Consider the following 15,774-nt stretch of genomic DNA (forward strand, 5'->3'; position numbering starts at 1 on the left):
TTTTATTCTTCACTACTAGTCATACCTGTGTAAATCATTACTAAACGAACAAGTTCAAGTACTGCAACAGCTGCTGCAGCTACATATGTCAATGCTGCGGCATTTAGTACTTTCTTGGTTTCTCTCTCTTCATCATTCCTGATGATTCCAGCTGAAACCACTTGCTCCATTGCGCGGTTTGAAGCATTGAATTCAACGGGCAAAGTAACGACCTGGAACACAACGGCCGCTGCCATGAAAAGGATACCAAGCAAAAGCAGTCCGCTTAATTCAGCAAAAATCCCAATCAGGATCAGGATCCAGGAAAAGTTTGAACCCAGGCTTGCCACAGGAACAAGCGCATGGCGGAACCTGAGGAACGAATAGTCCTCAGCATCCTGCATCGCATGCCCTACTTCGTGAGCAGCAATAGCAGCAGCTGCTACTGAATGGCCGAAAAAGTTATCTGAAGATAAACGGACAACCTTTGAACGCGGGTCATAGTGATCACTTAAATAACCCCTGGTTTCCTCAATGCCAACATTGTATAAACCATTATCATCCAGAATTTTACGAGCTACCTCCGCTCCAGTCATTTGGGACGAAGAAGCCATCTTTGAGTATTTCTTGTATGCTCCTTTTACCTTGAATTGAGCCCATAATGGGATCAAAATAATAAGCGCAAAATAGATTATTATAGACATCTAGTACCTCCCCTTACACCTCATGATGTTATCACTATTTTATTAATAGTAGAATACGATGTCAATTCCTATGTTCCTTTTGGACATTTTTCTTTTTATCATGGTCGCCTTTATATTTTCTCCAGCCTACATAGGACAAGGTAAGGATTATGATGCTTCCAGTTGAAATCATTACCCACCACAGCGATGGGTCTGCTTCATCCTCCGTCATATCATCAAAGATATTCTGCAAATCCGATTCGAGCAATTCAAGTTCTTCCTGGCTTGAAGCTTCTTGCAATACTTGAGGCCGGTACTGATCGATAAAGCTGACTTTAGCATCAACTTTCTGGATTCTTTCCGGATTGATGTCAATCTTCAAGCTCGGATAAATCACATTGTATAATGACAGGAATGAATTAAGGTTCGCATGAAATTGGTCATTGTCACCCTCATATGCAGCAGTCTTCATATCATTGAAAACCGTCATGATGGGCCCTTCCATCTCTGTCCATAATGGCTGGTGAGTGGAAGCAATTGCGTCAATTACAAGCCTGAATTTTGTAACTCTGTTCATCCTTTCAGCATGTCCCAAATCAGCGTTTGCTACCGCCTCAACGGCTTCATCATGTGCCACAGTAATAATCCTAAGTTCATCCATAGTAAATGGCCGTCCATCTCCTGTTACTAGCAAGAATTCTTCTGAAAAATGATTCAACAATCTGTTAGCATCGTCATAACGGTGCAGTTTCACCATTTGCAGTGCTTGGTCTGATATATTATCCAGTTCTTCAACAGGCGACTGTGGTTCTGCGTATGCTGCAAACGGCGCAATCAATAACAAAAGCACCGAAATGAATATAAAATATTTTGCTCTCATTCCTGTCCCCCCTCTAAATACTATTAAAATGTATGAGAGGGTGGACAAGGTTAGACCAAAATTCAGGGGTTATCTTGATCTTTTTAGTGAAAGTGTGAATCGATCTGGCCGCAGCGCGAAGTAATACCCAACGGCGATTGAGAAAATACTTAACCAGAATGTAAAGTACCCGATCTGGTCCATATACAAATCTAGTGTATGGTACCTTGGCATCATTTCAAAAACATAATCAATGATTTCATTATGAAGAAGTACAACTGCAGCTACAATCAAATGCCATGGTTTTATTCGATAAAAAGGAGCATATAAGACACCTTCCACTGCCATCGCAAAATGGGATGCCATCAGCATAAGCCCAATCCAATCAAGCTGACCAGAAACGAAGAATACCATTAAATTCATCACTACCGCCCAAAGGCCATACTTGACTAGGCTAACGATAGCCAATGCTTCCATAAGCGGCCAGTTTTTCCCCTTCAGGAATGCCCCTAACACGAAGACAAAGAACAAGCTTGCAGTCGGGCTATCCGGTACGAAAAGAAGAAATTGCGGTGGCGTATCGACAAGCTGCCACTTGTACCAATAGTACCCGTAAGCTGTCCCCAAAACATTCACCCAAAATAACAGCCATAATACAGATCTATTCCCTAGTAAAGGGTATATTCTTTTAAACATTTTGACGATCTCCAATCCAAGTTTTCTATCACTATTATTACAGTTTATAGAAAATAAGCCAAGTTTTCCTTGTCTGATTTTACTTCAAAAGTTTTTCACTTAAATGATTTTCAATTCCCTACCCTGTGGAGTGTTTATCTGTCAAAAACACATTTGCATATGTACGTTACAGGTCCAGCGTGTAAACTGCTAGATAAGTAAGCAGAACAAAAAGCGCAATCGCCTAGTTCAGCCCCGACAAGCGCTGCCCACCTAAAACGCCACATCGTGTGGCTGGAGGGTCTAGCACGTCCTGTGCCTCGGAGGGCCTGACAGTGAAGTTATTCTTTGACTTCATAGGGCGGACGGAAGCGACTCCAGAAGCTAGGCGCTGGAGCTGGATTAAGAAAACTTCATGGAGTTAGTCACAACTCAATAATTTTATAAATTCCTTAACTATAAAAAAGAACCTGCAAGTTTCCTTGCAGGTTCTTTGACATATTATTCGCTAAGACCGTCGATGAATTCAGCAAGCGTCTGAAGTTCTTCGTCCGATCCTTTGAAGACTGCAGGCATGCTTCCTTTACCATTCTTGGCAACATCAGCAATTTCTTCTGCACTCATTTTTGAATCTAACAGACTAGGCGCTGCAGCACCACCGGCAAGTTCGCCTCCATGGCAAGAAGTACATGTCTGAGCCTGTGCAATTTTGTAACCATCAGAGTTCTTGTCAATTTCGACATCGACAATCTGCCCTTGCTTCTTTGCGGCTTCCCAGTCATGGTGATCAACTGATTCCCAAGTAAGATAGAAAACAGCAGCGATTGACAACAGCATAAAGCCTGTCGCAAGCGGACGCTTTGACGGGCGGCGCTCAGGTCCGAGGTCAATAAATGGAGCCAGCAATAACGCTCCAAATGCAAGACCCGGGATAACTAAAGCCCCAATTACAGTAAATGGACCAGAAGCGTAAGAATACTTAAGCAATTGATATAAGAATAAGAAATACCAGTCTGGCAGCGGGATATATGCTGTATCCGTAGGATCGGCAATCCTCTCAAGCGGAGGCTGATGAGCAATTGTCAGGCTCAAGAATCCAATTAGGAAAACAGCACCAACCATCCATTCCTTCAACAGGAAGTTAGGCCAAAACGCTTCCGTTTTGCCAGGGTATTCCGAGTAATCTTTCGGAATATTAGGCTTTCGTTCTGCAGGGACACGTGAGTCTCCTACGAACTTCATACCTTTACCACGATGCATCGAGCAATCCCCTCCTTTTTCCGTATCATTGGCGAATCTCTATTCGCACAACTATTTCATTCGAATTTTACAATGGACCAGAAATACCTTGCTTACGAATCATCAAGAAGTGCGCTCCCATTAAGCCTAATAGTGCAGCAGGCAGGAAGAATACGTGGATCGCGAAGAAACGAGTCAAGGTTTGTGCACCAACGATCGTTGAATGTCCGGAAAGTAATGTTTTAATATATGGCCCAATCAATGGGACAGCTTCTGCAATCTGCAATGTAACTTTTGTTGCGAATAATGCTTTCATATCCCATGGAAGCAAGTATCCTGTCAAGCCAAGAGCTAACATTACGAAGAAAATTAAAACTCCGACAACCCAGTTCAATTCACGAGGTTTCTTATAAGCGCCCTGGAAGAACACGCGAAGCGTATGTAAAAACATCATAACGATGACAAGGCTCGCACCCCAGTGATGCATTCCGCGGACAATTTGTCCAAACGCTACCTGGTTTTGAAGATAATAGACAGATTCCCATGCATTCTTGATGTCCGGCACATAATACATTGTCAGGAACATTCCGGAAAGAATCTGAATGACAGTGATGAAAAACGTCAGACCGCCAAAGCAATACACGAACGCAGAAAAGTGGTGCGCCGGGTTAACGTGCTCAGGAACCTCATGGTCTGCGATATCGCGCCACAAAGGCGTAATATCTAAACGCTCATCTACCCAATCGTAAATTTTGTTTAACAAAGATTACGCCCCCTTTCGTGGTTCGGCTTTTCCTACATAAAGGAACCCGTCTTTTTCTTTGGTTGGATAAACATCCAATGGTGCCAACGGCGGTGTGCCTTTCACGTTCATTCCATCCTTTTCGTAAAGGCCGTAATGGCAAGGACAGAAGAACATGTTTGGATTTTTCTTATCCGTATTCCAGTCCACAACACAACCGAGGTGTTTACATACTGGTGACAGGGCAACAATCTCCCCGCCTTCGTTCTTGAATACCCAAGCAGTTCCAGTTTCTTCAGATTCATACCACGCATCTTTTTGTGTGAAGCTAAAGTTTACTTTTTGCGGTTCATTTGTAATATCTGCGATCTTCAATGGAGTCGCGATAAAATCTCCCGCATCTTCACCCTTAAGTACAGGATCAACGGCAAAACGAACCATTGGCATCAGCATCCCTGCAGCCATGAAACCGCCTACACCTGTTAGAGTATAGTTTAAGAATTGACGTCTTGAAACACGATGCTTACTCACGCTATTCCCCCCTCTATTCCCAAGTTAAGTCCCCAACGGACATAATTTAAACACATTTTAAAACTAGGACATAACCATGATATATCAATCTCATTACAAAATCAATATAATACTATGTTGAAAACATTTTTTGCAGTGATAAAAATAACATCAAGATTAATCCTCTTGCCATTTCTCAGTGAACAAGGATAATAGCTGTTTTACCTGGTCTTCCACAATGGACACCTTTTGCTGCTCCTGCATATGCTCCAAAGACAATGACGGCAGCCATAGCAGGTTACCAGTTAACTCCTTCTCTTGCTGCCTCCAGCTACTGTCAGAGGTAACATAAAACACATGCTTGAACTGCTTGTCCAATAAAGTGTTCTCCCATTCCTTCAGGGCTTTTATGCTTGCTTCATGTCCTTTTATGTATACAAAATCAGGAAATAGGAAGATACGTCCCTTAAACTGCTTTTCCAGCTGTGTAGTAAGGATTCCTATGAACTCTGCCATCGAGGCATTTTGTTTCATGTCATCCCCGAAAGAAACTGGCAATAGCGGCACGATCGCCGTGTCAACATATTCCGCAGCTTTCTGGTACATCTCAACATCTGCTGCCACCCATCTCATAAAACCAACTCCATCATTCTATTAGGCCGCTGTCGTTTCTACTTAAATGAGTTACATAAGATACTCTACGACGAAAAGCCTGCTATTAAATCCATACCTATAATATCACGATTAAAACTCGTTTTCGAATGGTTTGTCAGGTTTGGACTTTTCCGCGGCTCCTCCATTGCGTTTTGTCTGAAGTGAGGGTTGGTTCGGACATTTCCATGGTCACTCCTTTGTGGTTTTGTCCGAAGTGAGGGCAAGTTCAGACACTTCCGCGATTCTTTCTTGTAATTTTGTCCGAAGTAGGATCAAGTTCGGACATTTCAACGGCCTCTTCATTGAGTTTTGTCCCAAGTAGGATCAGGTTCGGACATTTCAACGGCCTCTTCATTGAGTTTTGTCCCAAGTAGGATCAAGTTCGGACATTTCAACGGCCTCTTCATTGAGTTTTGTCCGAAGTAGGATTAAGTTCGGACATTTCAACAGCCTCTCCCTTGAGTTTTGTCTGAAGTAGGATCAAGTTCGGACATTTCAACGGCATCTTCCTTGTGTTTTGTCCGAAGTAGGACCGGGTTCGGACATTTCAACGGACCTTCCCTTGAGTTTTGTCCGAAGTTGGATCAGGTTCGGACATTTCAACAGACCTTCCCTTTTGTTTTGTCCGAAGTAGGAACAGGTTTGGGCATTTTCACACCAGCCCGTTAAGTTCTTGTCCAAAAGAAAATGATTTTGCCCAAATCAGCGACTCAAGTGCTAATACCAGACAAAATAAAAAGCCTGCTATCAAAAGCAAGCTATAACGAATTGACTGCGCCCAATCTTTTTAATTGTTCTGTGAGATGTTCGAAGGCTTCCTGGTCCTGGCTGTCCAGTGCTTCGTCGATCATGGTGAGCAGTTTGTCTTTTTGGAATTTTTGAATACTCTCCTCAAGAAATCTCTCTGCTACCATCTTGTCACTTTCACTGATTTGGAGCTGGCCTGGAACATAAGGGTTTTCTTCCAGCACGGCCGCAAACTGGTGGGCTTTGTTTGAAGCGTGGAAATTCAATTGGATGTAAATTTCTTCTTCCCTGTTCAAACGAATGTCATGGAAAGACTTTTCAGCATCAGTCGTCATCACGTTTTCTTTGAAGAATCGGAATGGTACTTCATCCACGCAATGGGTCGACATCACTAATCCCCTTGGACAATATTGTGCATTTTCCACAAAGTGCACTTTTTCCATCAGCTGGTCATGGCTCATCAAGTAGTTAAGGATCCAAACGCATTCCCGCCTCTTCAGCTGGTAATGGTTTAAAAACCAGCGGATAAAATCCTTTTTCTCGTTGACAGATACAGGGGTTGTCATTTTTGAATCCCTCCTCTGCATAACTCAAATTTTTTGTTAAGGTTACTGATTCTCCGTCATGCGTTCCAACAATTCACGGAATTCTTCATTGCCAGGTTCTTTTTCAACTAACTTACTAAAAATTTCGGCGGCGTCGGCCATTTTTCCTTCTTCAATTAAAAAATATCCGTAGTCTGTCAAAAATTCTTTGTTGTCTTTAAAGAAAGTATATGCTAGTTGGTATTTGTTTAATGACTGTGAAAAATCTTCAATTTGCTGGTAAGCAACTGCCTCATCCCAAAGAATTTGTGGTTCCTCTTCTTCTTCGTGTATGTCAGCTGCCCGCACAAGCTCAAGTACATCTTCATAGCGTTCCTGCTTAAGCAGCAGTTTGTTCAGGACAAGGACTCCTTCCATGAATCCTGGATCTAGAGCGATTGATTCACGAAGGAATTTTTCTGCAGATTCTTCATCGGGAATTTTGAGTGCTAATTTGCCACCATAAAAGTATAAATCCTTATTGAACTCATCCTGCTCGATTCCCTGCTTCACTGCATCGAATGCCTCTTGGACCATTTCTTCTCGCTCATAAGCTTTGGCAAGATAGAGGTATAGGGAATGGTATTCAGGATCAAGAGCTTTGAGTTCCTCAAACTTATCGATCGCTGTTTTATTATAGCCTGCCTGCAAGGCTGTAAAAGCAAAGCCGAACAATGTATTAATTTCCAGTTTTTGCTCTAGCGCTTTTTCATAATAATGGAGTGCGTCCTCAAACGATCCGCCTGCACTTAACGCTTCGGCCATTCGCTGGTTGATGTTCACTCCGCCAATCTCTTCATGTGACTTAAGCACCGTTTCGTAATACTGGATGGCTTCAACAAGTTTCCCCTGGGAAGCGTACAGCTCACCAAGAGCAAAATCAATGACTGGCTCCTCCGGTAAAAGCCTTTTAGCTTGAAGCAGCTTCTTTTCACTCACTTCAAACAGACCTTCCATCTGATACAGGTCAGCCAATAGAAGCAGCGCTTGAGGAAAAGAAGGGTCCTCTTCGTCAACTTTTTCAAGCGAAAGCATTGCCTCTTCCTCTTTGCCCATTTCAATCCGGGTTTCAGCGAGCAAAACATGGAGTTCACCCTCATCCGGATAATTCTTCAATAAACTCTCGATTAAGGCCTCCGTTTCTTCCATGAAACCAAAGCGGAATAACTCCTCTGATAGGAGGAATTTTTCTTCGTCGCTGCCATTTTCGAGAATTCTTTGATAAGCAGCCATTGCTTTTTCAAGCTGTCCATTTTCGATATAATTTGTAATTTCTTCTACTGCGACCATCTCTATCATCCTATCCTTACTTTAGGCTAATCTATATTTGCCAGTTTGCATACAGCTGTCTAACCAGCAATGCCTGAAGAGTTTTTAGTAATTGTCTGTAAAAAATCCTGGTGTCTTAATTATAACATTCTCTCCCTTTCCTGGCCGATAATAAACCTCGGCACCCGCTCGAATGACTTTTCCCTTGTCCACAGTCACCGCAAGATGCTTCGATTGAAAAAACAACCCGTGCTCATCACGGTATTTTGTTTCCGGGTTTATAGTATAGAGATTATAGCTGAGTTCTCCGCCACTATGCAGATTTGATTTTTCAGGGAAGATTCCTGTCTTCTTTAAAATCGACCTTGACACAGGGCCTGGATTCGCTAAGTCTTCATACACAGCGGGAACCTTCTCTTTTTTCATCAAATCGCTCCAGACATTGAGCTGCAGCTGCCTCCCTTTTTTATGCTTACTTTCAGGAAAGATTGGAATGATTGGACAGTTATAGGGAAACAGCGCTTCCTTGATCCATCCCCATGGCATCGTATTCAGAGTGTTCATCTCGTCGATCTCCAGAAAAATCGCAGGGACTTTCATCTTCTTACACTTCCGGATAAATCCGGGATTCAGTAACCGAGGCGGAATGCTGACCCCCAGAACAAAATCGATAGGACTGTCTAACAAATCACATTTCGCCTGCTTAAGCTTTTCTTCGAGCTGCCGTTCAAATTGGATTTTTACTGTTGTAAATACAACTGTGCTGCCCTTTAGTATAAAATTATTCAGGTAATACTCTTTTCTCTCTTTAAAAGATTCTTTTATAGGGAGGTTCGTATCAAAGAGGACATGGGTTGGGGTCATTATATAGTTGTCAGCATCCATCCTCATATAGTTATAACGTTCAAATTTGGATGTTGTCGATATGATTCGCTGGTCCTCCACCAGCATACTTGTATCTGTGAAAGCTTGTCCCTTCAAGAGATGGACATTATCTATAATGTAAGCCATAAAACCACTCCTTTATCGGTCTTATGACAAACTATGCAGAAATTCCGGGAATATAACGACAGCAGTCCTTTTTATAGCAAAGGCAGCCTTTTTTAAAGGCTCTTTTCTCAAACTTTGTTGCTATTGAATACTAAATTGGAGTGAATTACCTATATTCCTTGTAAAATTGACGCTTCTTTTGAGAAAAGAGCATGCAAACTTAATACCGACCTGCAAAATGGGTATATATTACGTTAAAATCGGCTTTAGGTTTTTAACAACAATCTTTACGAGAACAGCCTTTTTAAAAGACAGAAGGCCATCCATTTATCATGATTGGCCTTCAAGACATATATTGTTTATTTCCGCACCAGTGAATACAAGTCATCAAAAAAACCAGGATAAGAAACAGCGACCGCTTCACTTTGCTCAAGTCTGACATCCCTTTTGCAGAGCAGGGCAGCGATGGACAGCATCATTCCGATCCGGTGGTCCCCATGTGCTGATACAGTCCCGCCATCAAGGCTTTGATTTCCCTGTATAATCATGCCATCCTCTGTAGCCTCAATGTCTGCTCCTAGTTTCTTGAGTTCATTCACAACAGTATCAATTCGATTTGTTTCCTTAACCTTTAATTCCCCTGCATCCTTAATGACTGTCTTTCCCTCTGCCTGCGTTGCCAGCAAAGCAATGACCGGTATTTCATCGATTAATCGAGGAATCAGATCACCTTCGACTATTGTACCTTTGAGTTTAGAATGCTTAATTCTTATATCCCCAGCAGGTTCAGCTGCTTCACTTTCGTATGGTTCGATAATGAAATCTGCTCCCATTGCGCTAAGCACATCGATTATACCCGTTCTTGTAGGGTTCAAACCAACATTCCGGAGTATGATATCACTCCCAGGCATGATTGCGGCCGCCACCAGAAAAAAGGCGGCAGATGAAATATCACCAGGTACATTTATATGTGTACCCTTTAGCATTTGTCCGCCAGTTACCTTAACAACTTCACCATCACGCTCTACTTTGCCGCCAAACTGATTGATCATGCGCTCCGTATGATCCCTTGTTTTCACTGGCTCAATAACAATTGTATCACCTTCAGCCTGTAACCCGGCAAGGAGGATCGCCGACTTCACCTGCGCGCTTGCTACTGGCAGTTCATATGTAATTCCGTGTAATTTTTGGCCTTCCACCGTCAGCGGAGTGAATTCGCCATTATTCCTTCCCGTAATACTTGCACCCATTTTGCCGAGAGGAAGAGTCACTCTAGTCATCGGCCTTCTGGCAATCGAATCATCACCTTCAAGGGTTGATGTGAAAGGCAATCCCGAAAGGATTCCCATCATCAGCCTGATGGTTGTTCCAGAATTCCCGACATACAGCGTATCCTCAGGATGATTCAACCCGTCCGCACCTTTTCCGGTGACTGTTACATCGCTCCCATTCTGGACAATATCAACACCAAGCTGACGGAAGCAGGAAATCGTGCTTAAACAGTCTTCTCCGGGCAGGAAGTTTTCGATACAGGTAATTCCATTGGCAATGGAGCCGAACATGACTGCTCTATGCGAAATTGATTTATCGCCAGGTACTTTAACCTGACCTTCCAAAGTGGTTCTATTTGTCAAAAGTGTTTTTACGGACATATTTCTGCTCCTTCAGTCTACTTTCCAAGAGACATATCATAGTCTGTATTTTTTTCGATGCATTCCTTGGCCCTGGCACGGTCTTCAGGTGTCTGGAAGCTGATTGCCAGGACGCCGTATATATCTTCACGAGTTTCTATGATTCTTATATTCGTTATACTGATATTTTCAACTGCCAGGTACCCTGTGATTTCAGAAATCACCCCTGGATAGTCGGGAACATCTACGAATAGGTCATAAAAACTGGGAATAGCTCCTTTGTCGCTTACAGGAAGGCCATCCCGGTATGTTTTTGCTGAATCAAAGAAATCATAAATGCTGTCTCTATCATTAGTAACCAATAATTCTTTTACCCTTCCCATTTCATCCTGCCAGTCATTTAACAGATAAATAAGGACTTCACGGTTCTGAAGAAGAATATCTCTCCACATCCGCGGACTGCTTGAAGCGATCCGTGTGATATCCCTGAATCCGCCAGCCGCCAGGCGGTTGACAAGAGGATTTCCTTGCTCCGCCCTTGACGCCTGGTGGACAAGGGAAGCAGCTATGATATGCGGAAAATGGCTGACCACCCCTGTAAGATAATCATGCTCTTCTGGGGATACCTCGAGGAACTTGGCCCTCGTGCCAGAAAGCCATTCTTTTAGTCGATCCACTGTCTCACTTCTGACCATTGTATCAGTTGTAAGAAGATAGAATGCATTTTCAAACAGGATTTTCTTCGCTGCAGCTACACCACTTTTATGAGAACCAGCCATAGGATGACCGCCAATGAATGCAATTCCTTTTTCTCTTAAGCTGGATGCCATCAATGAGATGAATCCCTTCGTACTCCCGGTGTCGGTAACAATGACTTCATCTTTCAATTGCAATGAAGCTAAAGATTCAATAATACTTCCAGTGGTCAATACCGGAGTCGCTATAATGATTAAATCCGCCTTCGGAGCTTCCATTTCAATACTTCCAGCTACCCGGTCAATGACACCCAGCATCATGGCCAGGTCCATTTGATCTCCGTCCGCATCAAATCCGATGAGCTCTGCCCCCGGATGCTGAGCTTTAATACACATCGCCAGAGAGCCGCCAATCAAACCAAGACCAATGATCAATACGCGGCCTTCCATAAGACTCACACCCTTATTTAGATATTACAGTATCAACACTCAAATATTGTTTGATAACATCAATAACGCCTTGATTTTGTTCCTTCGAGCCAATAGTAATCCTTACGCAAGTAGGGAATCCGAGTGCTGTCCCGGAACGAACGATGTAACCTCTTTCAAGCAGGTATTGAAATACCTCCTGACCGTCCCTTTCAAAATTAATCAAAATGAAATTCCCCTGTGAAAGATAATAACTCAATCCAGCGTTATCACAGAATTGGTAAAATTGCTCTAAGCCAGCCCGGTTTTCTCTTTTGCATTCTTCTACAAAATCCTGATCATCAAGTGCAGCAATGGCCGCAGCTTGTGCCAATGAGTTTACATTGAATGGCTCCCTGACAGGCTCAAGTGCTGAAATTGTGTCCTCATGGGCAATTCCATAACCAACCCTAAAGCTGGCAAGTCCGTATATTTTCGAAAAAGTCCTTAAGATAATTAAATTTTGATATTGTCTAAGCAATTTCAAAGAATCATGATAATCTTCCGCAGTCACATATTCGAAGTAGGCTTCATCCAGCACGACAAGCACATGACTTGGCACACGTGCCATAAAAGCTGTCAATTCTTCTTCAGTTATATAAACCCCTGTTGGATTATTCGGAGAGCATAACCAGACAACTGTGGTCCGATCATCAATAGCAGCAGCCATCCCATCCAAATCGTGTGCACCATTTACCAAAGGGATTTCTGTTATTTCACAGCCCTCGATAACACCATTATGTTTATACTGAGGAAATGTTGGTGCAGCCATCACAGTTTTCGTCTCAGATGTGAGCAGACCCCGGGCAATCATCTGGATAATTTCATCTGATCCGTTGCCAAGAATGACCTCTCCTTCTTTTACACCCAGATGGCCTGCCAGATGTGTACGAAGTTCGGTAGCATACCCATCTGGATATACTGAAAATTTACCAGCAAAGCCTGCGATTTCTTTTTTTACTTTTTCTGAAGATCCAAACGGATTCTCATTTGAAGCCAATTTTACAATCTCTGATAAACCATACTGCCTTTTCACTTCAGAAATCGATTTACCAGGCTGGTATGGTTTTAGCTTTAAAAGCTGCTCTTTCCATCTCATCTTATCCACCTCGACTATTCTACTCTTTAATCCACTATCTAATTAAAGCGATAAAGAACATGTATTTATCATACACTGTTTGGCGCTCAGGAAAAAGTATAAATTTAAAGATCAGGTCTTAGTCCAGAAGCTCCCTCAAGATAAATGTGCTTGACCTCTTCCTGTGTTTTTTCAGTGTTGAAATGGATCATGACTCTGATACACTTCTGTAGCGAGCCGGGGACGGATAATTCTTGCATGCACATAACTGGAACATACGTCCAGCCGGCCAAATTCCTTAAGGCCCTTGCCGGAAAGGCTCCATCAACATCATCAGTTGCTGAAATGAAAATTGAAGCAACTTGATCCGGAGCTATATTATTAGAAACGATAGCTTCTTTTAAAAGCCTTTCAGTCGCAGAAATGATTTCCTGCTCATCATTCTCGTTTACTGTAATAGCTCCTCTTACTCCCCTAATCATCTTACTCCCCCTCTTCTACAAACTTCTTCAGGTTCATCATCAATACTTTTTCCTCTATTTCAATGAGTGCAGGAACTCCAATCTTCTCTAGTAAAACGAAACGAATCGTATTGTTTACAGCTTTTTTATCCTGTTTCATTCTTTCGATCAGCTGCTCATTAGCAAGTCCGGCTGGGATTGAAGTTTCGTACCCAAGATTCTTAAGCCAGATTTTGAATGCTTCTCTATTAAAATCAAGCCCAAGCAATTGTGAACTCAACTGAAGGGAAAATAGCATACCAATGGCTACTGCTTCACCGTGTGTCACTTTTCCATAACCTGCTTCAGCTTCAATTGCGTGGCCTAGTGTGTGCCCAAAATTCAGAAATGCACGGATTCCGGTTTCTCTTTCATCCTCTGCGACAACAGAACCTTTTACTTGGATGCCTTTTGTCAAAAACTCAAGCAACTGTGAGTCATTCATTTTATCCAAAGACTGAATTTCTTCCCTAAGCCAGTAATAGAAGTTTTCATCGCTTATTAATGAGTGCTTGATTACTTCAGCAAAGCCGGATCGTACTTCATGTTCAGGGAGAGTCTTCAGATAATCGAGATCGTAAACAACTGCATCGGGTTGATGGAATGCTCCAACCATGTTCTTGCCTAAAGGATGGTTGACCGCTACTTTTCCTCCCACCGCACTGTCATGTGCAAGAATAGTGGTCGGGACTTGTATGAAGCGAATTCCCCTCATATAAGTAGCGGCGACAAATCCTGCTAAATCTCCTACTGCCCCTCCGCCAAAAGAGATGATCAGCGATTTCCTGTCAAGTTTATTTTCAAGCGCTGATGAAAGGCAATCTTTATATACATCGAAAGTTTTCGCCTGTTCTCCTGATGGGACGATTTTCTCAATAATCCCTTCCAGAGCAGTATGTTCGTGGAATGAATCAAGATGATGTTGTGCCACTGTTTCATCAGTAATGACCATGATAGATGTGTAACTGTCTTCAGCACCATGAATAATATCGCGTAATTGCTGAATTGCACCTTTTCCGATGTGTACTGGATAGGATTTTGTACTTGTTTGGATATTCACTTGCAGCATCTTAAAAATCCCTCGCAGTCCTTCTTTGCTCTTCGATTGATGCCTTCAGTGTGTCAAATCGATCCGCATAAAATTGGTCTACGATAGCAGAGGCAAGCTCCCAGGCAACAACGCTTTCCGCAACCACTGCTGCTGCAGGGACAGCACATGCATCAGAGCGTTCAATGCTCGCGGCAAAAGGTTCCTTTGACTCGATATCGACACTCATCAATGGCTTGTAAAGAGTCGGGATTGGTTTCATTACCCCACGGACAACAATTGGCATGCCCGTTGTCATCCCGCCTTCAAGCCCTCCAAGCCGGTTCGTTTTCCGGTAGTAACCGCGTCCCTCTTCCCAGGCTATCTCATCATGGACTTGGCTGCCAGGCCTGCTGGCAGCTTCAAAACCGATCCCAATCTCAACTCCTTTGAAAGCATTGATGCTCATAATGGCACCAGCAAGCTTTCCATCAAGCTTGCGGTCATAATGAACATAGCTGCCCACTCCAGCAGGCATTCCCTCTGCAATCACCTCAACAACACCGCCAATAGAGTCTCCATTTTGCTTAGCGTCATCAATTGCTGCCATCATTTTCGTTCCTGCATCTGAATCGAAGCATCTGACTGGAGAAGCTTCTGTTATTTCTTTAAGCTGTTCCAGTGATGTGAAGTCTTGCTTCTCAGCTTTTACTCCCCCGATTTCAACAACATGGGCAACTAAATCGATACCCAGCAGTGACAGTAGTTTCTTTGCGGCAGCACCCGCTGCGACCCTGACAGTCGTTTCACGGGCAGATGAACGTTCAAGAACATTTCTCATATCTCGATGTCCATATTTAATCGCGCCGTTTAAGTCTGCGTGACCAGGACGGGGACGGGAAATTATCCTTTTCACTTCATCAGCGGATTGTTCATCGAGCGGTTCCTGACCCATAATCCCGGTCCAATGCTTCCAATCATTATTTTCAACAACCAAGGCTATCGGCGAACCTAATGTCAGACCATGCCGTATTCCTGAAGTGATCTGCACCTGATCCTTTTCGATTTGCATTCTTCTTCCGCGGCCATAGCCTTTCTGCCGGCGCGCAAGCTCTTTGTTTATATCTTCTTCTACTAGCGGCATGCCTGCTGGCATCCCCTCTATAATTGTTGTTAGCTGCGGTCCATGTGATTCTCCCGCTGTTAAATATCTCATACACTTTCCCCCTTCAACTCGCTAAAGGATTTGTTTTACTATATCATACAGTTCAACAGAAATAAATTAAAAATTTTGAAATATGTATTATTCCTTTTCAAGAATGAAGTCATTTTATCATGAAGCCTGTTGACTCGCAAAAAAACAATCTTCCTTTACTCCAGTCTTAACACTTCACATGCAGACATTGAATCCCAAACATTCGGGGAAAAAGCAAGAAGGAGCACG

At 43.0% G+C, this 15,774-nt stretch carries 16 protein-coding genes; all 16 read right to left on the bottom strand.

Going from position 1 to position 15,774, the window contains the following annotated elements:
• Window positions 1-2: 2 nt before the first annotated feature.
• Window positions 3-683 carry a zinc metallopeptidase gene (locus TY49_RS09360; RefSeq protein ID WP_041965651.1) on the bottom strand — a complete coding sequence of 227 codons (681 nt, stop codon included), beginning with the start codon at window positions 681-683 and terminating at the stop codon, window positions 3-5.
• A 61-nt stretch (window positions 684-744) separates the two neighbouring features.
• Window positions 745-1,542, bottom strand: coding sequence for a sporulation protein YpjB (ypjB, locus tag TY49_RS09365; RefSeq protein ID WP_041965652.1), 798 nt, complete (start codon window positions 1,540-1,542; stop codon window positions 745-747).
• Between the two features lie 69 nt (window positions 1,543-1,611).
• Complete coding sequence (gene lhaT, locus TY49_RS09370; protein WP_041965653.1) at window positions 1,612-2,217, bottom strand: lipoprotein heptaprenylglyceryl N-acetyltransferase LhaT; 606 nt, start codon at window positions 2,215-2,217, stop codon at window positions 1,612-1,614.
• Between the two features lie 480 nt (window positions 2,218-2,697).
• Window positions 2,698-3,456, bottom strand: a complete 759-nt coding sequence (locus TY49_RS09375; protein WP_041965654.1) for a menaquinol-cytochrome c reductase cytochrome b/c subunit — start codon at window positions 3,454-3,456, stop codon at window positions 2,698-2,700.
• Between the two features lie 67 nt (window positions 3,457-3,523).
• The gene (qcrB, locus tag TY49_RS09380; protein WP_023627553.1) at window positions 3,524-4,198 is read right to left on the bottom strand and encodes a menaquinol-cytochrome c reductase cytochrome b subunit; all 675 of its coding nucleotides are present in this window, start codon (window positions 4,196-4,198) and stop codon (window positions 3,524-3,526) included.
• 3 nt (window positions 4,199-4,201) lie between these two features.
• Window positions 4,202-4,708 carry a QcrA and Rieske domain-containing protein gene (locus TY49_RS09385; RefSeq protein WP_041965655.1) on the bottom strand — a complete coding sequence of 169 codons (507 nt, stop codon included), beginning with the start codon at window positions 4,706-4,708 and terminating at the stop codon, window positions 4,202-4,204.
• 156 nt (window positions 4,709-4,864) lie between these two features.
• Complete coding sequence (locus tag TY49_RS09390) at window positions 4,865-5,320, bottom strand: YpiF family protein (protein ID WP_041965656.1); 456 nt, start codon at window positions 5,318-5,320, stop codon at window positions 4,865-4,867.
• A 779-nt stretch (window positions 5,321-6,099) separates the two neighbouring features.
• Window positions 6,100-6,654 carry a ReoY family proteolytic degradation factor gene (locus TY49_RS09395; RefSeq protein ID WP_041965657.1) on the bottom strand — a complete coding sequence of 185 codons (555 nt, stop codon included), beginning with the start codon at window positions 6,652-6,654 and terminating at the stop codon, window positions 6,100-6,102.
• A gap of 42 nt (window positions 6,655-6,696) precedes the next feature.
• Entirely contained in the window at window positions 6,697-7,962 is a 1,266-nt protein-coding gene (locus tag TY49_RS09400) for a tetratricopeptide repeat protein (protein WP_041965658.1), read from the bottom strand.
• Between the two features lie 84 nt (window positions 7,963-8,046).
• Window positions 8,047-8,952: a hypothetical protein gene (locus TY49_RS09405; protein ID WP_041965659.1), complete on the bottom strand. Its 906-nt coding sequence runs from the start codon at window positions 8,950-8,952 to the stop codon at window positions 8,047-8,049.
• A 338-nt stretch (window positions 8,953-9,290) separates the two neighbouring features.
• Window positions 9,291-10,583 (bottom strand): 3-phosphoshikimate 1-carboxyvinyltransferase, encoded by a 1,293-nt coding sequence (aroA, locus tag TY49_RS09410; protein WP_041965660.1) that lies wholly within the window; start codon window positions 10,581-10,583, stop codon window positions 9,291-9,293.
• Between the two features lie 17 nt (window positions 10,584-10,600).
• Window positions 10,601-11,707, bottom strand: coding sequence for a prephenate dehydrogenase (locus TY49_RS09415; protein WP_041965661.1), 1,107 nt, complete (start codon window positions 11,705-11,707; stop codon window positions 10,601-10,603).
• Window positions 11,708-11,720: 13 nt separating this feature from the next.
• Complete coding sequence (gene hisC, locus TY49_RS09420; RefSeq protein ID WP_041965662.1) at window positions 11,721-12,824, bottom strand: histidinol-phosphate transaminase; 1,104 nt, start codon at window positions 12,822-12,824, stop codon at window positions 11,721-11,723.
• Between the two features lie 104 nt (window positions 12,825-12,928).
• Window positions 12,929-13,285, bottom strand: coding sequence for a chorismate mutase (aroH, locus tag TY49_RS09425; RefSeq protein WP_041965663.1), 357 nt, complete (start codon window positions 13,283-13,285; stop codon window positions 12,929-12,931).
• A 1-nt stretch (window position 13,286) separates the two neighbouring features.
• Entirely contained in the window at window positions 13,287-14,372 is a 1,086-nt protein-coding gene (gene aroB, locus TY49_RS09430; protein ID WP_041965664.1) for a 3-dehydroquinate synthase, read from the bottom strand.
• 1 nt (window position 14,373) lies between these two features.
• Window positions 14,374-15,546, bottom strand: a complete 1,173-nt coding sequence (gene aroC / locus TY49_RS09435) for a chorismate synthase (protein WP_041965665.1) — start codon at window positions 15,544-15,546, stop codon at window positions 14,374-14,376.
• Between the last annotated feature and the right edge of the window lie 228 nt (window positions 15,547-15,774).

The organism is Mesobacillus selenatarsenatis SF-1, assembly GCF_000813125.1.
GTDB classification, from domain to species: Bacteria; Bacillota; Bacilli; order Bacillales; family Cytobacillaceae; genus Mesobacillus; species Mesobacillus selenatarsenatis.